This window comes from Alphaproteobacteria bacterium (assembly GCA_016124955.1).
In the GTDB taxonomy this organism is placed as follows: domain Bacteria; phylum Pseudomonadota; class Alphaproteobacteria; order UBA9219; family RFNS01; genus RI-461.
Genome location: WGMR01000006.1, coordinates 225,420 through 245,077, shown reverse-complemented (window position 1 = coordinate 245,077; position 19,658 = coordinate 225,420). Strand labels below are relative to the sequence as shown.

The following is a 19,658-nucleotide window of genomic DNA, read 5'->3' as shown; positions in this document are numbered from 1 at the left end:
GCTGCGTCCGCGGCGGCAGATAATGCTTGTCATCATATAGTTCGTGCTGGTTTATTGGGCCTGCAACCCCAAGCAGGAGACGTACATTGACACAGAAATGGCCCGTCTACGGGAAAATCGATGGCCCCGTTATCATCCTTGGCTTCGGCTCAATCGGAAGGGGCGTCCTGCCGCTTATTCTCCGGCATTTCGAATGCGACCGTTCGCGCATGGTTGTTATTGCTCCCAACGACAAGGACCGCAAGCTGGCCGAAAAAGAAGGCATCAAGTTTGAAAAAGCGGGCGTTACCAAGGACAATTACCGCGAACTGCTAACCCCCTATTTCAAGGGTCCGGGCAGGCCCTTCCTTGTGAACGTGTCGGTCGATGTTTCTTCGGTCGATATGATCACTTTCTGCACCGAACATAAGGCGCTTTATATCGATACGGTGGTCGAACCGTGGCTCGGTTTCTATACCGACACCAACGCGCCGCTGGCGGCGCGCACCAATTATGTGCTGCGCGAGGAACTGCTTGAATTGCGGCGCAGAAAGCCCGGCGGCCCGACCGCGATCAGCTGCTGCGGCGCCAACCCCGGCATGGTTTCGTGGTTCGCCAAGCAGGCGTTGCTGAATATCGCAAACGACCTGAAGCTCGATTACACGGAGCCGAAGACGCGCGAAGAATGGGCGGCGCTGATGCAGCGTGCCGGCGTCAAGGGCATTCATATCGCCGAACGCGACACCCAGCGCGCCAAAAGCCCGCAGAAGGTGATCGGCAACTTCGTCAATACGTGGTCGGTCGATGGCTTTATTTCCGAAGGCCTGCAGCCGGCCGAGCTTGGCTGGGGTACACACGAAAAGACCATGCCCGCGACCGGGCGGCGGCATGAAACCGGCTGCGATGCCGCGATCTATATGACCCAGCCCGGCATCGGCACGCGTGTGCGCAGCTGGACGCCGACGGCGCAGGCGCAGCACGGGTTCCTTGTGACGCACAACGAATCCATCTCGATCGCCGATTTCTTCACGGTACGGCAGGGGGATAAGGTCGTGTACCGCCCCACGGTGCACTATGCCTACCATCCCTGCGACGACGCCGTGCTTTCGATCCACGAAGTTGCGGGCGGCGGCTGGAAGGCACAGACCGCGACGACCGAATGGCTTAAGGAAACGCCGTGGAAGATCCTGGACGAGAACGAGATCGAGGACGGCATCGACGAGCTGGGTGTGCTGCTGTTCGGCCACGCCAAGAACGCCTATTGGTACGGCTCACAGCTGTCGATCGAGGAAACCCGCCGCCTTGCGCCCCATCAGAACGCGACCGGGCTGCAGGTGACTTCCGCGATCATTGCGGGCATGACCTGGGCGCTTGAAAACCCGGAAAAGGGTATCATCGACGCCGACGAGATCGATTTCCGCCGCTGCCTTGAGGTGCAGATGCCCTATCTTGGCCCGGTTATCGGCGTCTATACGGATTGGACGCCGCTCAAGCACCGCAACGAGCTGTTCTCGGAAGATGTCGATACCAGCGACCCGTGGCAGTTCTCGAACGTGCTTGTGACCGACGGCAGCTATACCGGCGCCTTGTCGGTTCAGGCTCCGCCACGGCTCAAGAGCGTCAAGTAACCGGCGCGGGTCCGGAAGCGGGCCTTATGAAGTAACTTTGATTTTGCGGGCCGCCCCGTCGGCGACCATCGGCGCGGGCATGGTGTCTTGCCCCTGCCTGCATGCTTTTTCCCGGAACAGCGCGAGCAGTTCGGCGGTGCTTTTCTCCAGCGTTTCATGGCCGGGCATGCCGATCACCTGCCGGCCCGTGCGCCAGTCCGTGAAGGTCTGGCTGTCGTTCTCAGACATCACATAAGCATAATTGAAGGTAAGTTCTGTATCGGCCGGGATATCGCGCCGCGCGAAACAGATACCGCAATGATAAAGCATGGAGGGATCGGCTTCATCGTGGTTGATGTAGTTTTCAGGCTCTTCGGTATCGAGGGTGCTGCAAACGAAGTGGTCGAGCACATAGCGGCAGCCGCTGCGGATGACCTTGATGTCGCCGCTTTCCTGTTTTGCGTCATATTCCCGGCGCGGCATCAGCTCGGCATTCGTGAAGAAAAAACAGACGGGCTGCAGCATGGCGATAGGGACAAGCGTAAACACGCCTTGTCCGGCTATTGTGGGCCGCAATTCTATGGGAACGAGAAACATCTGTCCGACCAGCCGCCTGAGATCGCCCTATGCCTTTCCCGACAAATATGACAATTCCACCCCCCTTCGCAAGGGAAGAATCGGAGGGGGCCGGAAAATCGCGCTACGCCCGGTCTGTCGCCTCGAAGCTTAGGGGGTGAATTTTAAATTATAGCCGGATTCCGCAGAGGGACGCTTGGTGTGGAAGGTCCCGGTCCTCAGATAGGTCATGAGCGCGAACAGGCGGTAGGCAAAGGCGGTATCCTGCTGCGCAAACCAGGCCGCGACTTTTTCAGGCGAGAATTCGGTGGTCAGCGAGGCGCCATTCTCAAGCGCAGCTTCCCGGAAGACCTTGGCCATGGCCGCGCGGCTAATAAGCTGCTGCTTGGCATCCCTGACAATAGCCACCTTCATGCCCGGCAGCCCGTCAATCAGGGCAGCGCCATAGGTCGGCGCATCCACGGGGTCCATGGCTTGGGTGTGTGTTTCAACGGTTTTCCGCAGCTTCGCGGTTTTCGGTTTTTCTGTCGGGGCCATGGCGGCGTTATCAATTCAATAAAATATGCAGCAACGAATAATGAGTATGAACTTATTATAAACCAGTCATGCGGGGTGTTTGCAAGAAAAAACCCCGCCGGCAGGGCCGGCGGGGTCATATTCATGGTTAACCGGGCAAGCCTGTTTATTCGGCTTGTTCCTCGGTCTTGTCGCCTTTTTTAGCGGCTTTCTTGGCCGCCGCGCCCTTGATGGCCGCGCCAAGGATATCGCCGAGCGAAGCGCCGCTGTCCTGTGAGCCGTATTCGGCCAGCGCCTGCTTCTCTTCGTCGGTTTCACGGGCCTTGATCGACAGCGTGACCTTGCGGACGCCCTTGTCGATGTTGGTGATCTTGGCATCGACCTTTTCGCCGACCGCGAACCTGTCGGAGCGCTGCTCCGAACGGTCGCGGGCCAGGTCGCCGCGCTTGATAAAGCCGGTGAAGCCATCGCCCTTGTCGCCGAGATTGACCTCGATCCCGCTGTCCTGCACGGCGGAAACGGTGCAGGTAACGACGTCGCCCTTCTTGAAGTTGACGGCGACATGTTCGAACGGATCTTCGGTGAGCTGCTTGATGCCGAGCGCGACGCGTTCCTTTTCCGCGTCCACGTCAAGCACCTTGACCTCAACCTTCTGGCCCTTGGCGTAATCCTTGATCGCCTCTTCGCCGCCCTTGCTCCAGGAAATATCGGACATGTGTACCATGCCGTCGATATCGCCGGGCATGGACACGAACAGGCCGAACTCGGTGATGTTGCGGATCTCGCCTTCCAGCATGGTGCCGGCCTTGTAGGTTTCGGCGAAGCTGGCCCAGGGATTATCCTGGCACTGCTTGAGGCCGAGGCTGATGCGGCGCTTGGTGCTATCGACATCGAGCACCATGACCTCAACCTCCTGGCTCGAAGACACGATCTTGCTCGGATGCGTGTTCTTCTTGGTCCAGGACATTTCGGAAACGTGCACGAGACCTTCAACGCCCGATTCAAGCTCCACAAAGGCGCCGTAATCGGTGATGTTGGTGACGCGGCCCTTGAGCTTGGCGCCCACGGGGAACTTGGCGGCAATGCCTTCCCACGGATCGCTTTCAAGCTGCTTCATGCCGAGGCTGATGCGCTGTGTTTCGGCGTTGAAGCGGATCACCTGCACGGTGACCTGCTGGCCGATCTGCAAGGCTTCCGACGGGTGGTTGACGCGCTTCCAGGAAATGTCGGTCACGTGCAACAGGCCATCGACGCCACCGAGATCGACGAAAGCGCCGTAATCGGTGATGTTCTTGACCACGCCTTGCAGCACCTGGCCTTCCTTGAGGCTGGCAACCAGTTCGCTGCGCGCCTCGGCCCGGCTTTCTTCAAGCACGGCGCGACGGGAAACCACGATGTTGCCGCGCTGGCGGTCCATCTTCAGGATCTGGAACGGCTGCGGCGTGCCCATCAGCGGGGTGATATCGCGCACGGGGCGGATATCAACCTGGCTGCCCGGCAAGAAGGCCACGGCGCCGTTAAGATCGACCGTGAAGCCGCCCTTGACGCGGCCAAAGATGATGCCGGTGACATGCTGCTGCTTTTCGAAAGCCTTCTCGAGCACGCCCCAGCTTTCCTCGCGCTTTGCCTTTTCGCGGCTAAGCACGGCGTTGCCTTCGCGGTCTTCCATGCGTTCGAGATAAACATCAACCTCGTCGCCTGCCTTCAGTTCGGGCGCCTGGCCGCCGATGGCAAATTCCTTGAGCGGGATATGGCCTTCGGATTTGAGGCCGACATCGACCATGACGTTATCGCCGTCAATCGCGAGCACGCGGCCCTTGATGACGCGGCCTTCGCCGGCGCCTTCGCCGAACGAGGCATCGAGCATTGTGGCGAAATCTTCGCCGCCTGATTTCTTGGGGGAATTCCCGGTATCGATTTGTTCGCGGTAAACGCGCTTGGCTGCACTACGTGCCATAACTTACTTCTCATCCCCGCTTTCGTTGTTTGATGTTTTCGGAGGGATGGCCCGCTTTTGAAGCTGGAGGTTCCCTTCCAGATCGCGCCGTTCCCGTAAATCCTGCCGAAAGCGGAAAGGGCAGAAACGGAATGACAGGGCGACCTGTCGCCCGGCACCATGCCGGGCATTTGTTCTAGCTGGCCTGCCGCCTTGCGGCTTTGGGTTCCACGATCGCCAGCGCCGCGGCCACGGAACCTTCTATTGTGAGGTTGGTGGTATCGAGCGCGATGGCATCGGGGGCCGGTTTGGTCGGGGCAACCGCACGCGCGGCGTCGCGTTTGTCCCGTTCCTGCAAGTCCGCCAAAACGGCGGGTTTTGTAACATCTTCACCCTTGGCCTGCAACTCCTTAAACCGGCGCTCTGCGCGGGTTTCCACGGCGGCGTTAACGAATATCTTAACATCCGCATCCGGGGCAATCACGGTGCCGATATCGCGCCCGTCCAGCACGGCCCCTTTTGCGCCGCCCGGGGGGCTGGCGCAGAAATCTTGCTGGAATTTCAAGAGTGCGGCTCGTACTTCGTGGATCGCAGCCACTTTCGATGAGGCGGCCGAGGCGGCAAAACTGCGCAGCCCGGTATCTTCGGAAAGCCGCGTAGCGTCTGCGGCGTTCAGCGCCCTTGCCGCCGCAGCGGCGGCAAGGGGGTCAGCCGGGTCGCCGCCCGCGCGCACGACCGCCATGCCGACCGCGCGGTAAAGCAAGCCGGTATCGAGATGAGCAAAACCGTAATGCGCGGCCAACCGCTTGGCGATCGTGCCCTTGCCCGAAGCCGTGGTGCCGTCGATGGCGATGATCATGGGCTTGTTCCCGCTCATGCGCCGATTTTCGCTCCGCATTTGTTCATGGCATCGACGAAGCCCGGGAAGCTGGTATCGATGAAGCTGCCGTCATCGATTTGCACGGGCTCCGCCGTTACGCCGCCCAATACCAGGAAGCTCATGGCAATGCGGTGATCCATCGCGGTTTCGATCTTTGCGCCGCCGGGTGCAGGCCCTTGCGGCGGCTTGCCGGTGCCATGGACGATCAGATCGTCGCCTTCGATCTCGACCTTCACGCCGCAAACCTCAAGCCCCTTGGCGATCATGGCGAGGCGGTCGCTTTCCTTGACGCGCAGTTCGCCAAGGCCGCGCATGCGGGTCGTGCCGCCCGCGCACGCCGCCGCGGCAGCGAGGATGGGGTATTCGTCGATCATGCTCGGTGCGCGTTCGGCCGGCACGTCTATGCCCTGCAGCGTGCTTGGGCGCACGGCGATATCGGCTACCGGTTCGCCGCCTGCGTCGCGCGTGTTCGTGAATTCCAGCGCCGCGCCCATTTCAGCAAGCGTCACGAAAAGCCCGCTGCGGCGGGGGTTTATGCCGATGCCGGGCAAGGCCAGCGTGCCGCCGCCGATCAGCGCCGCGACAAGCGGGAAGGCAGCCGAGCTTGGATCGGCGGGGACCTGCACTGTGCCGCCGCGCAGCTTGACGGGGCTCGTTATGCTGATGGCGCTGCCGCCGCCTTCGGCGGGGGCGATGTGTAATTCCGCGCCGAAATGGCGCAGCATGTTTTCGGTGTGGTCGCGGGTTGACGCGGGCTCGATCACCGTTGTGGTGCCGGGCGCGTTCAGCGCGGCGAGAAGGATAGCCGATTTCACCTGCGCCGACGCCACCGGCAGGCGGTAATCAAGGGCGTGCGGTTTTTGCGCCCCCATGATGGTCAGCGGCATGCGGCCGCCTTCGGCGCTGAAGAAATTCGCGCCCATGCGCACCAGCGGTTCCATCACCCGCGCCATCGGGCGCTTGCGCAAAGATGCATCGCCATCGAATTTGCTGTCGAAGGGATGCGTGGCCACCAGCCCCATCAGCAGCCGTGCCGCCGTGCCGCTGTTGCCCATATCGAGCGTGCCCGAAGGGGCGCGCAGCGCGCCGCCCGTGCCTTCGATCCGCCAACTTCCGTTTGCCTGCCGTTCCGCCTTCGCGCCAAGCTGGCGCAGGGCAACGGCTGTGTGCAGCACGTCTTCACCTTCCAGCAGGCCGTGCACGGTGGTGACGCCTTCGGCCAGCCCGCCAAGCATGATGGCGCGATGCGATATGCTTTTATCGCCCGGCACGGCAAAAATGCCGGCCAGCGGCGCGGCTTTGCAGGCGGTCAGGGGCTTTGGCGTATCGGCTTTACCGGGTTTCAGGATCATGATGCCTGTGCTTAAACCACAAATATGGCATCACCGGAACCCGGCAGTTGGCCCGCGTCAACACAGCTATATACAAAACCCGTTTGACACCCGGGCACTTTCATGGCAATCACGCCAACCAGAGAAAAAACGGGCCGGATTCCCGGCCATGTTGCCTTTTAACACGTTGATTTATAAGTATTTTTGGAGGCAGGCCGTGGCAAAAGCAGAATGGGGTGTCAAACGTATGTGTCCAGGCTGCGGGGCGCGTTTCTACGATATGCGCAAGAACCCGCCGGTTTGCCCGAGTTGCAAAACCGCTTTTGATCCCGAAGCCTTGTTGCGCCAGCGCCGCCGCTCCGCCCCGGAAGAAGTAAAGGTAAAGAAGCCTGAAGTCGTTAAGCCGGCGCCTGAGGACGATATCGAGGAAGGCGAAGTTGCCACCGAGGACGCGGTGATCGAGGATGCGGCCGAGTTGGGCGACGAGGATTCCGAACTTGAGGATGTGGTCGATATTGCGGAAGAAGAAGGTCAGGCTTCCTGATTTCTTGCCGCTTCGCCAAAACCGCTTGAAAAAGAAAAACAGCGTCAATATGTTAGCGGCTGCCTCGCTGCGACAGGAATTTTATTGCATTTACAGGACAAGTGGTTACTGATCACAGTCCTTGACGTAACGGGCCCGTAGCTCAGCTGGGAGAGCGCCACAATGGCATTGTGGAGGTCGTCGGTTCGATCCCGATCGGGTCCACCATCTTTGTATGCACGACCGCTTCGCTGCCTGAGTGCGGGAAATTTTTCTCGAAAATTTGGTGGGATCGGGATGGTCGAACCGACTAAAATTTATGTGAGCGCGCCTTGGGCGCGCGGCGGTTCGATCCCGATCGGGTCCACCATCTTTGTATGCACGACCGCTTCGCTACATGAGTGCTGTATGAAAACATGGGCTGTCAAAACGCACAGGCAGGTGTTGATCAAGTTTCTGCTGCTGTGCATCCTTCTGGCCGGGTACTTCGCCTATTTGTCGTATGAATATGATCTGTTGACCGGCGGGCTGGCGGCCTTGCTGACATGGAGCTTCTTTGTTCTGTGTACGCCGGTCGCGGATGCGGGGTTTTTGCTCGATTTTCCCATCCGCGTTCTTTTTGGCGTGCGCATGGTGTTTTCGGAAATCGCGGTCTGGGTTATCGCGGTTCTTATCAATACTGCGGCTTTGCTGTGGTTTTCCCGTTACTATGACACGACGGTGCTCACGAGGCTGCTGCACAAAATCCTTGTAACGCCTTATCCATACTGGGCCGTGATCTTGCTTTCCTGTCTCGGAACTTTTCTGTCGATACGGTTCGGTGACGAGTTGATGGATGTTATCCATCATCGCGACAGGGATTTCTTTCATTCCCATCAGTTCAAGCATGGGCTGATCGTGGCCGCGTTCTTTATCCTGGTCTTTTTCGGATATTACGGGCTTATCAGGTCGGTCGGTATCGATGCGACGCTGTAGGCGCCTTGCGGCTAGCCTTGTTCGACAATTTCCTTGAGCGAAGCCAGACCTTCATCGAACTGGTCGCCGACCATCTTGTCGCAGTTCATGAAAAGCCCCATCGCCTTGCCGATAAAGTTGCTTTTGCCTTCCATGGTCCATGTTACGCGGGTCCGGCCGCCATCGGGCTCGAAAGTAAAGCTGGCGGCGCTGCTGGATTCGAATGGCTTGATAAAGGCAAGGTCGAAGCCGACAAACTCGCCCGGCCGGCTTTCCACAATCGTCATGCTGCCTTGCCCGGTTTTTTCGCCCTTCCAACGCATAATCGCGCCGGTTCCGGCTTCCGGGCCTTCAAATTCTGTTTCCGCTTCCGGGTCCATCTTGGCCCATGGCGACCAGGCTTCCCATTTTCCAAGGTCATTCACATGCGCGAACACGGTTTGTGACGGCGCATCGAAGGTCGCGCTGCGCGTGACGCTGAAGTCATCCGGCTGCATGGACACAACGACAAGAAATACGGCTACGATGGCAAGGAGGGCGAGGAGGATTTTCTTGGCCATGTGAGGGTCCTTTCAGGGCAGCCTGCAATGCAAAGACCCTAGCAAGAAAAGCCGGTACAGCCAACCCGGGTGGCGGCTTCAGGCGAATATTTTTACTGCCAGAAAGGCAAAAAAGAACCCGACCGCATAAACCAGAACCGCCGACCAGTATATCCACGCGCTTGTTTGCCGTAACCTTGTGCATGCGCGGGCCTGTGCCGGATCAACGGGGCATGGCGCGTTTCGGGCCCGCCAGCGCATGAGGCCGGCTGCGAGCAGCAGCGCGCCTGCCACACAGAACGTCCATACCTTGTATTGCGACAATGTTACCAGCCACGGCGCGGCGCTGACCAGACCGGCCAGGGCCGCGCCTGCGCCAAGCGTTACCAGCAAGGCGGGCAACGCGCAGCACAGCAATGTGCCGACCGATGTGAACAGCCCGAGCGCCGGCAGAAAAGTTTGCTTGAATGGTTCCTTCATATCAGCAACCCCTGTCGATGGCGGTGACGTTGTAGCCGGAATCGGTGATCAGCTGCGCCACCGTATCGTCGTCGATGGTTTGCCCCGGCATGGTGGCGATCACGACCTTGCCGTTATCGAGATCGACATTGATGCCGGTAACCTCGCTCCGTGCCCCGAAAACTTTTTCAAGCGCGCGGGCGCAGAAATCGCACACGAGGCCGTTAACTTTTACGTTAATGGTATCCGCACACTGCGCGGCTTTCACCCCTTCATGCAGCGCGGCCGTGTTAACGGGTGTTCCGGCATGGTCGTGGCCCTGGTGGTTGGCGAAAGCGGGGCTTGCGATAAGCACGGCAGCGAAAGTGAGGATTGTAAGTGCGTTTTTCATCGGTTTTCTCCTTGGGTTGATGGTTAGAACCTTGCGATCAGATTGAACAGAACATTGCCGTTATTGTCTGCGCCCGCTTCGGCGAGGTAATTGCCCTTGAACAGGCGCACCAGCGGCGTAACCGTTACTTCATGTTTCCGCCACGGGTTGTAATCGACTTGAAGCATGAGCCACGTATGCAGGTCGCCGTAATCGCCGATATAGGGGGCAATGCCGATGCGCGCCTTTTGCATGAAGAATTTGTCGATCTTGCCTGCATACATCGCGCGGTTTTCGTAGGACGTAAGAAAGCGCCGGTTTTCCCAATCGAGCGCGATGCCGGTGAAGCCTGCCGCTTCCGTTTGCCCGCTGAACGCGCCGTAATTGCTGTGTGCAGCGCCCAGAGCCGATTTGATGTAAAAGTTGGCCTGACTTTGCGGCATGTTCCAGCGTTTGCCCAGAATGTTCACCTGTACGCCGTGAAACTGCCATTCTTCGGCACGCCAGTATTCGCCCTTATAACCGACCGAATAACGTGCGGTGGGGGAATAATGGATGTGCAGGCTGTTGGTATCCGCATCGTTCATCTGCATCACGGTCCAACCGCCGGGGTAGGATACCGGGCGGGCCGCTGCCGGGCTTGCGATCGCCAATGCCGCGCCCGCGAGCAGCGCGGCGCAACACAGGTTTTGAATCCTTCTCATAAACTTCTCCTGTCATGTCATGGAACGCATAGGGGCTGGCGCGGCGCGCGCGCCTTCACCCCCCTTGCGGGGCACATGTGTTCAGGAGATACGTTTGGGCGGCGGTGATGTGATGCCGGGCTGATGCGCGGCAAGGCGCGGCGGCGTGTACATAACGGGCGCCGAGGGTTCTGTTATGGCGGTCGGCTGTTGCGCCGACAACACCGGCATTTTGATGCAAGATTTGCAATCGCAGCTCTTATAATTGCTGTTCTTGGCGGTATTTTTGGCGCTGTTCTGCGACGCTGCATCGCCCGTATCGTGGCAGGGCATGGCGGCACCATCATTCTGTTTTGCAGACGCTTCGGGGGCTTTGCCATTCCAGCAGCAAGCCATGGCCGCATTTGCCGTGGTTCCGGCCATGAGGCTTAGGCAAAGCATGAAAAGGCCAAGAGTTTTCAGAATGCGCATGTGTCGATCATATCGCAGAATCGTTAAACTATCAACAGCGAAATAGGCCATTTATGTGCCAAGCATTCACACCTTAACCTTTTTTGTTGTAGGCTGCTTGCATGTTCAAGTTTTTGTCCAAATCAGCGCCGAAGGAGCCGTCCAGCGTGGGCCAGAACCGCGTTTACGCGGTGGGGGATATCCACGGCCGCGTCGATCTGCTCGATCAGATACTGATCGAGATCAAGGCGGACGGCGCGGGCACGCAATTGCCCAAGCAGATTGTGTTCGTGGGCGATTATGTCGATCGCGGCATGGAATCGCGCGCGGTAATCGACCGGCTTCTGACCGGGCTGCCCGCCGGTTTTACGGGCGTGTTTCTGAAGGGCAACCATGAAGATGCGATGCTGCGTTTTCTTGGCGGCGATCTTGAGGTCGGGTTCGATTGGCTGGGTTTTGGCGGGCGCGAAACACTTTTTTCCTACGGCATACAGGTTGGTTTCGCGGGCGGCGACATGAAGGGGATCGAGGACGTGCGCAAGAAATTTTCTTCCACTTTGCCGCCCGCGCATATGGATTTTTTCATGAAGCTGCAATTGATGCACCGCGCGGGGGATTATTGTTTCGTGCATGCCGGGGTAAGGCCCGGCGTGCCGCTCGGAAAGCAGAGCGCCAACGATCTGATGTGGATCAGGAACGAATTTCTTTTCTCGATGGCGGAATTCGGCGGCGTTATCGTGCACGGCCATACCATTTCGCCCGAACCCGAGGTAAAGGAAAACCGTATCGGGATTGATACGGGGGCCTATGCAACCTCGCGCCTCACCTGCCTTGTGCTTGAAGGCGCGGAGCGGCGCTTTCTTACGACCTGATCGGCCCCGCCCGCGCGGCTTGCTTCTCGCGCCCGGCATGCTAACCTTATGGCCTTGCTTGGTTTTTCCCCGTGATTTCCCCTCAGGTTATTTCGCAGGCCCCCAATGACCGACCGTATGGCGCATACCATCACCCAAGGCGTTCTGATCGCGTTTTGCCTGCTGCTCGTGCTGTTGCCGCTGCCGTTCGGCGCCAACCGCATGTGGTCGGCGAACCTGTTCGCGTTGCTTGCGGGCCTTATGCTCGCGGCCTATGGCGCATGCCTCGCGCTGCGGCCCGATCTTTCGACCGCCCGTATCACGCCGCCGGTGAAGCTGGCGGCCATTCTTGCCGGTATCGTCGTTATTTGGGCCGTGCTTCAATTCACGGGCCTGACGCCCGGCGGCATGCATCATCCGCTTTGGGCGGAAACGCAAGCGGTGCTCGCGCATGGCGGCTATGAAGGCAGCGTCGATAGCGCCATCGCGGTCGATCCCGCCGCCGGTTACAAAACGCTCGTGCGTTTTCTGGGCTATGTCGCTTGTTTCTGGCTTGCTTATTTTCTGTCATCCGCCGGCGACGGCGCGCGGCTTATTTTGCGCGTGGTTATTATCGCCGCGCTTTTGTATGCGGTTTATGGGCTGGTTCTGGAAGCACTGGGGCTGCGGCAGATCCTGTGGTTCCCCAAGGTCAGCTATGTCGATAACCTTACGTCCACCTTCATCAACCGCAATTCTTACGCTTCCTATGCCGGAATGGGGCTGATTTGCGCGGCCGCCTATGTGGCGCGGCGCTGGCGCATGGCCTTTGATCGCTTCGACCGCCATGCATGGTGGCGCGATTTCCTGCAGGTTTTCGTGGTGCGCGAGCTGGTTTTCGCCGCGCTGCCGCTGGTGATTTTTGCTTCGCTTTTGCTGGCGGAATCGCGCGCCGGCTTCGCTTCGGCCATGATCGGGCTGATGGTTTTCGGCTTCGCTTTCGCCATCAACCAGCATATGCGGGCATGGAAGCTTGCGATCATGCTGGCGGCGATTATCGGCATCCTTGCCGGGCTGTTCGTCATCGGCGGCAGCGGCCTCAACGCCCGGTTGCACAATACGCAGGTGGCGGACGATACCGAAGCCCGGCTCGTTGTTTACGACCGCACGGCGGGCGCGATCGAAAGCAACCCGCTTATCGGTTTCGGTTGGGGCAATTTCGATAGTGCCTTCCGCATGTTCCGGGATGAAGCGGTGCACGGCTGGTTCCATAAGGCGCACAGCGATTGGCTCGAAACTCCGCTTGATCTTGGGATTCCCATGGCCGCGTTGCTGATGCTGGCCTTCGGATTGCTTGTGTGGCGCTGCGCCGTGGGCGTGTTCAAGCGCCGCCGCGACGGCATATTTCCGGCCATAGGCCTTGCCAGCTCGGCGATGCTGTGTGTGCATTCGGTGGTGGATTTCCCGCTGCAGATACCGGCCATCGCCGCCACCTATGCCGTGTTGCTGGGCATGGGCGTGGCGCAGAGCTATTCTTCGCGCTTGTAAGTTTTTTCTGATTTATTTCTTCGGCTGCGGGAAACCGAGCTTGGCGCTCCATTCGCGCTCAAGCACATGAACCTTGATGGTCATGACCGGGTCGTCCGCGAAAGCGGCGTAAATGTCGTCAACAAAACCGCCATACAGCGCGGCTTCCATCAGATCCCAGCGCTGGGCTTCCCATGCGCCCTTGATCTGTTCGTGGAAGCGGTTTTTAAGTTCCGGCGTCCAGTAACGCTTGAGCGCGACCATAAGCGCGATGCGCGACGGCATCAGTTCCGGTTCATGCGGCGCGGTTTCGATCGATTTTTGCAGCGCCTCGGCCACCAGCGCCGAAGGGCCGTTATAGATCAGCCTCGCATAGGCCAGCCGCGCCCAACCGAAAGTATCGGCCGGGTGACGGCGCAATGCCTGTTCTTCCACCCGGATCACGTCCGCCATCTGTTTGCGGCCTTCGGGTTTCATTACGCCCGCCAATTCGGCTTTTTGCATATAGGCCTGCGCCAGATCATCGTAGAGATCGGCGTTTTTCCAGAAAGTGAGGACGGCAAGGCGGTTGTTGATCAATTGTTCGATATCGGCGGCGGAAAGCTTGCTGTTGGCGCGCGCCAGCATTTTATCGCGCAGCACGTCGCCATCCAGCAGCATCAGGCCCGCCACCATGGCCGGGGCGGAGAGCAGCGAAAGCAGGAGCCCGAGCGCAACGAAACCAAGTGCCCAGCGTTGCCGCGTGGCGGCAGCGGCGTTGGCGGGAGCGGGAAGGAACGAGGCAATGGCCTGCATGCGGGAACCCCGGGTTTGCTGCGCCAGCTCGAAGCGCTTTAGTTGCTGTAATATTCGCGGTAGCGACCGTAATAGTAGCCCTGATCGCCATAGCCGTACTTGGCATGCTCTTCAAGGTCCACCTGGCTGAGCACAACGCCCGCAAGCCGTACGTTGAACGAGGTAAGTTGCTTGATGGCGTGGCACACGACGTCGCGCGGGGTTTCGGCCCAACGCACGACGAAGACGCAGGTATCGGTGATACGGCCGACCAGCGCGGCATCGGACACCGCAAGAATCGGCGGCATATCGACGACCACGAGATCATAGGTTTCAGCGAAACTTTTCAGAAGCTTGGCCATATGCTGCGAACCCAGCAAATCTTGCGGGCTTGGCGTGCCGCCGTGGGAAACGATGTAATGCAGGCCCGTGGGCTTATCCACCTGTACGACCTGATCGAGCTTTTTGTCGCCCGCCACCAGCTGGGCGATATCGCCGATCGTGGTCGGGGCGCCCATCGCCTTGCGCAGGCGCGGGCGGCGCAAATCGCCTTCGATCAGCAAAACCTTGTTGCCGGCAAGCGCCAGCGAACGGCACATCGACATGCTGACGGTGGTCTTGCCTTCGTTCGGCAGCGCGCTGGTGACCATGACGATCTTGGGCGGCTGATCGACATTCGAGAAGTGGATCGCGGTACGGACCGAACGCAGTGCTTCGCTGTAGGATGAGAGCGGCTTTTCAATGATGTAGTCTTCCGGCGCCTTGTCCGTTGTGCCGCGCAGGCTGGGGATGATGCCGATGGTGGCGTGGCCGGTCATCTGCTCGATCTGGCTGGCGCCGCGGAAGCCGCGGTCGAAATATTCGATCAGGTAGGCGAGCACGAGGCCGAGGCCGAGGCCGCCGAAGATGCTGATGATCAGGAAGACAAACGGATCGGGGAAGAACGGATCGAGCGGGGGTTCGCCGCGGGCGATGATGCGTGCGTCGGCCTGCTGCAGGTTCGCTTGTTCCGATGTCTGTTTGAAGCGGTTGAGGAAGCTTTCATACAGGCTCTTGCTGGCGTCGGCTTCGCGTTCCAGCTGGTGCAACGTCACGCTGGTTTGGCTGTCGCCTTCGGCGCGCCCTTCTAGCCTGTCCACCTCGGCCTTCAGGCTGCCTTCCTTGGCGCGGGCCACTTCCACTTCGTTGGCGAGGCTTTGGACGACCTTCTGTACTTCCTGGTTGATCTTGGCGCGCAGGTCGCGCAATTCGATGGTCTTGCTGATGATCTTGGGGTGGCGGCCGCCATAGCGCTGGCCCAGATCGGCCATTTCACGCTCGACCTGCGATTCCTGTTCGCGCAGCTTGGAGATAAGTTCGGATGACAGCACGGCAGCCGACGAATCGACCCGGCCGGTGCTTTGCACCATGGATTGCGCCGCACGCAGCCGTGCCTCGGCCTGCGACCGTTCGGCCCGCGCCGCGATCAACTGGCTGTTGATCTGGCCCAATTGCTGGGTCGTCAGCGTGCTGCCGCTTACGTCTGTGAGGTTGTGGGCTCTGCGGAATTCGGCCACCGCCCGCTCATCGATTTCGACCTGTCTTTTCAACTTGTCGAGCCGTTCGCTCAGCCAGCTGTTGGCGCGCTCGGTCGCTTCGTACTTGGCTTCAAGCTGATCAACGAGATAGGCGTCGGCGAAAGCGTTGGCGATACGGGCCGCCTTGGCCGGGTCGTCGGCGGTGAAACGGATATGGATGCCATAGGAACGCCCGTCATTTTCAAGCTCAAGATGTTCGCTGACCTTGTCGATCACGCCGGTGCGTTCGCGAATCGTGCGCTCTTCATCGGAAAGGTTGGTGGAAGAGAAATCGAGCCAGCTAAGCAGCCCGGTGCCAAGGCTTTTGTTATAATCCGGGTCGCTGGTGAGGCTGAGTTTGTCCACCACGCGGCCGATCATGGCGCGCGATTGCAGAATATCCATTTCGCTGCGCACCACGGCGGCATCGGGGGCGAGCCCGGACATAACCTGCTGCATATCCACCACTTGCGTATGGCGGATATCGAGCATCACGATCGCTTCCGCTTCAAAGCGTGGCGGCAGAATAAAGGCCATCAGCATGGCGAATACGATCACCGCCAGCGTGGTTTGCAAAATGGCGGCCTTGCGACGGTTAATAAGCCGGGTGATAGCGCGGAAATCAAGCTCTTCGCCGAAGCCGGGCAAGCCCATGGAGGCGCTGGCCTTTGCGGGCGCGTTTGCTGCGGTGGCGGGCGGCGTGGTGACGGTCATACGGAGCACCTGAAGGCTGGGGCGGTTGGCTGGGGGCGGGTCGGGGCCTTACATACTTTGTATGCCATTAATCTTTAACACATTATTAGCATGGCGCGGAAGCTGCCGTATGGCCCATAAATATCCGATTATTACTTTATTTTGCCTGTTTCACCCGCCAAGCGGGCTGGGGCGTTCTTTGCCGGGGCGCTTAGAAGAATCGCTCGGGCACCCGCACCACATCGCCCGGCATGACTTCGCCGACTTCATCGATCTTGTATTCGGTCTTTGAAGTGTCGCCTGCGCGCACGATGGTGATATCGCCTTTATCGGCGCGGTAGGTGTAGCCGCCGGCGAGCGCCACGGCGTTTACAACAGTGAGGCCGTTCACATAAGGATAGCTGCCGGGTTTCATGACTTCGCCGAGAATAAAGAAGGGCCGGTAGTTCAAAACATCGATGCTGACTTTGGGATCGCGCAGATAACCTTGTGAGAGCAGGCTTTCGATTGCCTTGCTGACTTGCGAAATGGTTGTGTTCGTCGCTTGTACCTGCCCGATCAGCGGCATGGAAAGACGGCCGGTGCTATCAACCTCGAAATCGCCGGAAAGGTCGGGTTCGCCAAACACGGTAACGCGCAGACGGTCGCCGGCGCCGAGCCTGTAATCAAGTCCGCTGCCGCCGGAAGCCTGCTGCATGGGCTGTTGGGCTGCCTGCACCTGCGCGACCGGTTCTTGCGGCGTGGGCGCTGCTTTTTGCACGGGCGCCTCGGCCGGGATGGCGGCTGTGGCCTGGGTTGCGGGCTGCGGGTCTTCCTGATAGCGGTTTGCGTTATGCGGCGCGTTAACGCCGAATAGCTTGCCTGCGCAAGCAGGCGTGACCGTCAAAGACAGCGCAACCAAGGCAAGGCCGGCAAAAACGCCGGCGCGCCGTAGAAAGGAAGAGGAAGCTGCTGCCTTGCGACGTACAAGCATGATTACATTTGCGCGCCAACGCGCAGAGCAACCGTGTGGCGATCATATTCGGCGCCCGAAACATCCGACGTACGCGCGCTGTAGTTGTATTCCAGATCGCCGTAGAAGTTGCGGGTGAAGAAGTAACGACCGCCGAAGCCTGCGCGGTAGTTGTCGTCAACACGGGTCACGCCGCCCTGGAAATCGTGGTTGGCGATATCGAAGTTGCCTTCGAGCAGCAGGTTGCGCATCAGTTCATGCGTAACCGTGATTGAGCCGCCGGTCGCGGTGTAGCTGCGGAAGCCGGTCAGCGTGGTTTCTTCGATCGTGCGGTTGATGTTGCCTTCGATCGAGGTCAGGTTGGTGACGTTCCACAGCACGTTGCCGCCAAAACGCAAGCCGGCAGAAGTATCGCCGCCCGGAGTGATGTTGCGGAAATCCTGCGCCATGTGGCCGACGAATACTTCGCCGGTGAAGATGCCGCTGGAAAGTTCAAAGCCGGTACCGCCGACGATGCTGTAGCCCTGCGAGTTGCGGGTGGCGTTGTTGTCGTAATCGCGCCAGTTATAGGAACCGCGGATGAACGGTTTCCAGAAGCCCATCACCTGATAGTTTACTTCGCCTTCCGTCACATACTGCGCGCGGTCGCGGGCATCGAGGCTGATGACCGGAACGGTGGCGGAGGAAGTGGGGTCGAAATCGAAGCGTTCGGCGTGCACGTGGGTCTTGAAGCCGAAACGGCCCTGCTGGTGCGTGTTACCGAGCAGGAACTGGTAGTAGTTGAAAGTGCTCGGTTCGTTGGTGATGGTGTTGTCGGGCGACGAACGCTGTTCGGTCAGGCGCTGGTAGTCCGCGCCATAGGTGATGAAGCTGCCGCGGCGGATATCGAAGCGGCCGCGCGTGGTCAGGATGCCGTCCGAATATTGTTCCTTGTCGCGGTCGGTGTAGAAGGCGATATCGCCCTGGCCGGCGAAGGAAAGTGCGTGGCGGTTCCAGTTGGAGAAGAAGGAAACGGCCGGACGCACAGTCCAGATCACATCGTGGGCGCCTTCGTTCTGGCCGAGGTTTTCGGCAAACACGTTGCTGTCATAGACCGCACCGAGTTCGAGCGACGGGAACATCTGGAAAGAACCGATGTTGATCGGGATAGGATCAAATTCGGGGCGGGGACGACCTGCGACCGAAACGCCGGCCTCCGCACCGCGCGAGGGCTCGACCGGGTCGCGGACGACGATGGCGCCGTCCGGATCTTGCCGGCCGCCGAACATGCCCTGCTGGTTGTAGTTAGCGTGGGCGGGAACCGCCGTACCTGCAAGCGCGATTACCGAAACGGCAACGGCAAGGCTAAGGCGCATGGAAATCTTGTTCATTTTACGGTTCCCCTCGTTGGACCCCTTGCGGGAATTTGACCGGGCTTCGGATGATAAAGCCCGGAGGTTTGAATTTGTTTCTATCGACAAGTAGGCCCAAACAGAATCAGACGCTTGGGCCCGAAAATCGACCGCTAAATATTTACCAGAGACCGCGTCAATCCCTAAGAGGGTTTATGACGCAATCTCTGGTTTTTAACACACCTGTTGCACACTTGTAACTATGTAAGAACAACAACTTAGCCATGCAGGGTCCGGGTTTTCGGTTTATCGGACCGTTTCCGGAACAAACTCGGAGATTAATCCGGAGTCTGAATGACCGTGGGCTGCTGGTTGTTGTTAGGGCGAAGGCCCATCTGACGGGCGAAGTTCAGCTGCTTCTGGACTTCGTCATCGCCCGTGAATTCCGAAGCGTCGGCAAGGACGTCGGCGTACAGGCCGGCATCAGCGGCAACGATCGAGGGCTGGCTGGCATAGGTCAGCGCGGCAGCGATGATCGAGCCGTTGTCCGACTGGCTGCCGGTGCCCTGGGCGTTGGCGGACTTCACCGCGTTAACAACTTCGCGCAAAGCTGCGGCCATCTGCTGGGCCGTTTCGAGCGGCAGATCGGCGCTGAACAGCGAACCGAGCTGGCCCATCGCGGCGGCGGCGAGGCTTGAGTTGCTTTCAAGGTTGTCCTTGACCCCGCCCAGAATGGCAACGGCAAGCGCGCCTTCCTGGCCCGGGTTGCTGGCGATCAGCTGTTGAAAGGCATCAGCGTTGTTGCCTGAAAACGCGCCGGCGACCTGTTCTGCAATCGTGGCGGCTGAAGCCGGCGACGCAGCCAAACCAATAGCGATAATTGCTGCACTCAAAAATTTTGTAATCTTCATGGCCTTAAACCCCTTCATGTGTTGCCTGCCGCTGCGCGGCAAGACGTTTCCTGTATAGTCCGGAAGGCCCGATATCTATACATCGCACCCTGCCGTGGTATAGAACAATCACTGCCGATTCACAAAGAAAAAATGCACAAAAAATCGGCATAAAGTTGTTTTTTAGAGGGGTTTTTGCCTTAACCATAAATGCCGTTTGGCGGGGCATGCGGGAAGGCCGCGCCGGGGCGGGCTGCGCAACAAAAGTTAACGGGCGGGAACATACCCCGCCCGTGAATTAC

General features: G+C 59.4%; 20 protein-coding genes and 1 tRNA gene. 6 read left to right on the top strand and 15 right to left on the bottom strand.

Annotated features, from left to right (window positions below; genetic code table 11):
* Positions 1-86: 86 nt before the first annotated feature.
* Positions 87-1,607, top strand: a complete 1,521-nt coding sequence (locus GC131_05810; GenBank protein ID MBI1273579.1) for a homospermidine synthase — start codon at positions 87-89, stop codon at positions 1,605-1,607.
* A gap of 24 nt (positions 1,608-1,631) precedes the next feature.
* On the opposite strand, the gene GC131_05805 is transcribed toward GC131_05810, so the two are convergent.
* The 5 genes from GC131_05805 to aroA form a co-directional block, all read right to left on the bottom strand.
* Positions 1,632-2,183, bottom strand: coding sequence for a hypothetical protein (locus GC131_05805; GenBank protein ID MBI1273578.1), 552 nt, complete (start codon positions 2,181-2,183; stop codon positions 1,632-1,634).
* Positions 2,184-2,312: 129 nt separating this feature from the next.
* Positions 2,313-2,699 (bottom strand): hypothetical protein, encoded by a 387-nt coding sequence (locus GC131_05800; protein ID MBI1273577.1) that lies wholly within the window; start codon positions 2,697-2,699, stop codon positions 2,313-2,315.
* 145 nt (positions 2,700-2,844) lie between these two features.
* Positions 2,845-4,635 (bottom strand): 30S ribosomal protein S1, encoded by a 1,791-nt coding sequence (locus GC131_05795; GenBank protein MBI1273576.1) that lies wholly within the window; start codon positions 4,633-4,635, stop codon positions 2,845-2,847.
* A 175-nt stretch (positions 4,636-4,810) separates the two neighbouring features.
* Positions 4,811-5,473 (bottom strand): (d)CMP kinase, encoded by a 663-nt coding sequence (locus GC131_05790; protein MBI1273575.1) that lies wholly within the window; start codon positions 5,471-5,473, stop codon positions 4,811-4,813.
* Positions 5,474-5,487: 14 nt separating this feature from the next.
* Positions 5,488-6,846 (bottom strand): 3-phosphoshikimate 1-carboxyvinyltransferase, encoded by a 1,359-nt coding sequence (aroA, locus tag GC131_05785; GenBank protein MBI1273574.1) that lies wholly within the window; start codon positions 6,844-6,846, stop codon positions 5,488-5,490.
* Positions 6,847-7,042: 196 nt separating this feature from the next.
* Here aroA and GC131_05780 point away from each other — a divergent pair, with 196 nt between their 5' ends.
* The 3 genes from GC131_05780 (at position 7,043) to GC131_05770 (ending at position 8,323) form a co-directional block, all read left to right on the top strand.
* Entirely contained in the window at positions 7,043-7,369 is a 327-nt protein-coding gene (locus GC131_05780) for a TIGR02300 family protein (protein ID MBI1273573.1), read from the top strand.
* Between the two features lie 131 nt (positions 7,370-7,500).
* Positions 7,501-7,576, top strand: a tRNA-Ala gene (locus tag GC131_05775).
* 180 nt (positions 7,577-7,756) lie between these two features.
* Positions 7,757-8,323, top strand: coding sequence for a hypothetical protein (locus GC131_05770; protein MBI1273572.1), 567 nt, complete (start codon positions 7,757-7,759; stop codon positions 8,321-8,323).
* Between the two features lie 11 nt (positions 8,324-8,334).
* Here GC131_05770 and GC131_05765 read toward each other — a convergent pair whose 3' ends face one another.
* The 5 genes from GC131_05765 to GC131_05745 all read right to left on the bottom strand — a co-directional run bounded on the left by GC131_05765 (position 8,335) and on the right by GC131_05745 (position 10,875).
* On the bottom strand, positions 8,335-8,862 hold the full coding sequence (locus GC131_05765) for a polyketide cyclase (GenBank protein ID MBI1273571.1): 528 nt from the start codon (positions 8,860-8,862) through the stop codon (positions 8,335-8,337).
* A gap of 78 nt (positions 8,863-8,940) precedes the next feature.
* Positions 8,941-9,321, bottom strand: coding sequence for a hypothetical protein (locus GC131_05760; protein MBI1273570.1), 381 nt, complete (start codon positions 9,319-9,321; stop codon positions 8,941-8,943).
* A 1-nt stretch (position 9,322) separates the two neighbouring features.
* Positions 9,323-9,691, bottom strand: coding sequence for a hypothetical protein (locus tag GC131_05755; protein MBI1273569.1), 369 nt, complete (start codon positions 9,689-9,691; stop codon positions 9,323-9,325).
* A gap of 23 nt (positions 9,692-9,714) precedes the next feature.
* A complete protein-coding gene (locus tag GC131_05750) occupies positions 9,715-10,374 on the bottom strand; it encodes a hypothetical protein (GenBank protein ID MBI1273568.1) in 660 nt (219 codons plus the stop codon).
* An 81-nt stretch (positions 10,375-10,455) separates the two neighbouring features.
* On the bottom strand, positions 10,456-10,875 hold the full coding sequence (locus GC131_05745) for a hypothetical protein (protein MBI1273567.1): 420 nt from the start codon (positions 10,873-10,875) through the stop codon (positions 10,456-10,458).
* A gap of 50 nt (positions 10,876-10,925) precedes the next feature.
* On the opposite strand from GC131_05745, the gene GC131_05740 reads away from it, so the two are divergent.
* Together GC131_05740 and GC131_05735 are read left to right on the top strand one after the other, a co-directional pair.
* On the top strand, positions 10,926-11,675 hold the full coding sequence (locus GC131_05740; protein MBI1273566.1) for a serine/threonine protein phosphatase: 750 nt from the start codon (positions 10,926-10,928) through the stop codon (positions 11,673-11,675).
* 105 nt (positions 11,676-11,780) lie between these two features.
* Entirely contained in the window at positions 11,781-13,181 is a 1,401-nt protein-coding gene (locus tag GC131_05735; GenBank protein ID MBI1273565.1) for a hypothetical protein, read from the top strand.
* Between the two features lie 12 nt (positions 13,182-13,193).
* On the opposite strand, the gene GC131_05730 is transcribed toward GC131_05735, so the two are convergent.
* The 5 genes from GC131_05730 to GC131_05710 all read right to left on the bottom strand — a co-directional run bounded on the left by GC131_05730 (position 13,194) and on the right by GC131_05710 (position 19,419).
* Positions 13,194-13,955: a hypothetical protein gene (locus tag GC131_05730; protein MBI1273564.1), complete on the bottom strand. Its 762-nt coding sequence runs from the start codon at positions 13,953-13,955 to the stop codon at positions 13,194-13,196.
* 38 nt (positions 13,956-13,993) lie between these two features.
* Positions 13,994-16,204 carry a polysaccharide biosynthesis tyrosine autokinase gene (locus GC131_05725; protein ID MBI1273563.1) on the bottom strand — a complete coding sequence of 737 codons (2,211 nt, stop codon included), beginning with the start codon at positions 16,202-16,204 and terminating at the stop codon, positions 13,994-13,996.
* A 190-nt stretch (positions 16,205-16,394) separates the two neighbouring features.
* Positions 16,395-16,880, bottom strand: coding sequence for a polysaccharide export protein (locus tag GC131_05720; GenBank protein MBI1273562.1), 486 nt, complete (start codon positions 16,878-16,880; stop codon positions 16,395-16,397).
* A 278-nt stretch (positions 16,881-17,158) separates the two neighbouring features.
* Positions 17,159-18,505 carry an outer membrane beta-barrel protein gene (locus GC131_05715; GenBank protein MBI1273561.1) on the bottom strand — a complete coding sequence of 449 codons (1,347 nt, stop codon included), beginning with the start codon at positions 18,503-18,505 and terminating at the stop codon, positions 17,159-17,161.
* 299 nt (positions 18,506-18,804) lie between these two features.
* Entirely contained in the window at positions 18,805-19,419 is a 615-nt protein-coding gene (locus GC131_05710; GenBank protein ID MBI1273560.1) for a hypothetical protein, read from the bottom strand.
* Positions 19,420-19,658: the final 239 nt, after the last annotated feature.

Coding starts and splice junctions, on each gene's coding strand:
- GC131_05805 (MBI1273578.1), bottom strand. CDS start 2,183: ATGTTTCTCGTTCCCATAGAATTGCGGCCCACAATAGCCGGACAAGGC.
- GC131_05800 (MBI1273577.1), bottom strand. CDS start 2,699: ATGGCCCCGACAGAAAAACCGAAAACCGCGAAGCTGCGGAAAACCGTT.
- GC131_05795 (MBI1273576.1), bottom strand. CDS start 4,635: ATGGCACGTAGTGCAGCCAAGCGCGTTTACCGCGAACAAATCGATACC.
- GC131_05790 (MBI1273575.1), bottom strand. CDS start 5,473: ATGATCATCGCCATCGACGGCACCACGGCTTCGGGCAAGGGCACGATC.
- aroA (MBI1273574.1), bottom strand. CDS start 6,846: ATGATCCTGAAACCCGGTAAAGCCGATACGCCAAAGCCCCTGACCGCC.
- GC131_05770 (MBI1273572.1), top strand. CDS start 7,757: ATGAAAACATGGGCTGTCAAAACGCACAGGCAGGTGTTGATCAAGTTT.
- GC131_05765 (MBI1273571.1), bottom strand. CDS start 8,862: ATGGCCAAGAAAATCCTCCTCGCCCTCCTTGCCATCGTAGCCGTATTT.
- GC131_05760 (MBI1273570.1), bottom strand. CDS start 9,321: ATGAAGGAACCATTCAAGCAAACTTTTCTGCCGGCGCTCGGGCTGTTC.
- GC131_05755 (MBI1273569.1), bottom strand. CDS start 9,691: ATGAAAAACGCACTTACAATCCTCACTTTCGCTGCCGTGCTTATCGCA.
- GC131_05750 (MBI1273568.1), bottom strand. CDS start 10,374: ATGAGAAGGATTCAAAACCTGTGTTGCGCCGCGCTGCTCGCGGGCGCG.
- GC131_05745 (MBI1273567.1), bottom strand. CDS start 10,875: ATGGCCTATTTCGCTGTTGATAGTTTAACGATTCTGCGATATGATCGA.
- GC131_05740 (MBI1273566.1), top strand. CDS start 10,926: ATGTTCAAGTTTTTGTCCAAATCAGCGCCGAAGGAGCCGTCCAGCGTG.
- GC131_05735 (MBI1273565.1), top strand. CDS start 11,781: ATGACCGACCGTATGGCGCATACCATCACCCAAGGCGTTCTGATCGCG.
- GC131_05730 (MBI1273564.1), bottom strand. CDS start 13,955: ATGCAGGCCATTGCCTCGTTCCTTCCCGCTCCCGCCAACGCCGCTGCC.
- GC131_05725 (MBI1273563.1), bottom strand. CDS start 16,204: ATGACCGTCACCACGCCGCCCGCCACCGCAGCAAACGCGCCCGCAAAG.
- GC131_05720 (MBI1273562.1), bottom strand. CDS start 16,880: ATGCAGCAGGCTTCCGGCGGCAGCGGACTTGATTACAGGCTCGGCGCC.
- GC131_05715 (MBI1273561.1), bottom strand. CDS start 18,505: ATGAACAAGATTTCCATGCGCCTTAGCCTTGCCGTTGCCGTTTCGGTA.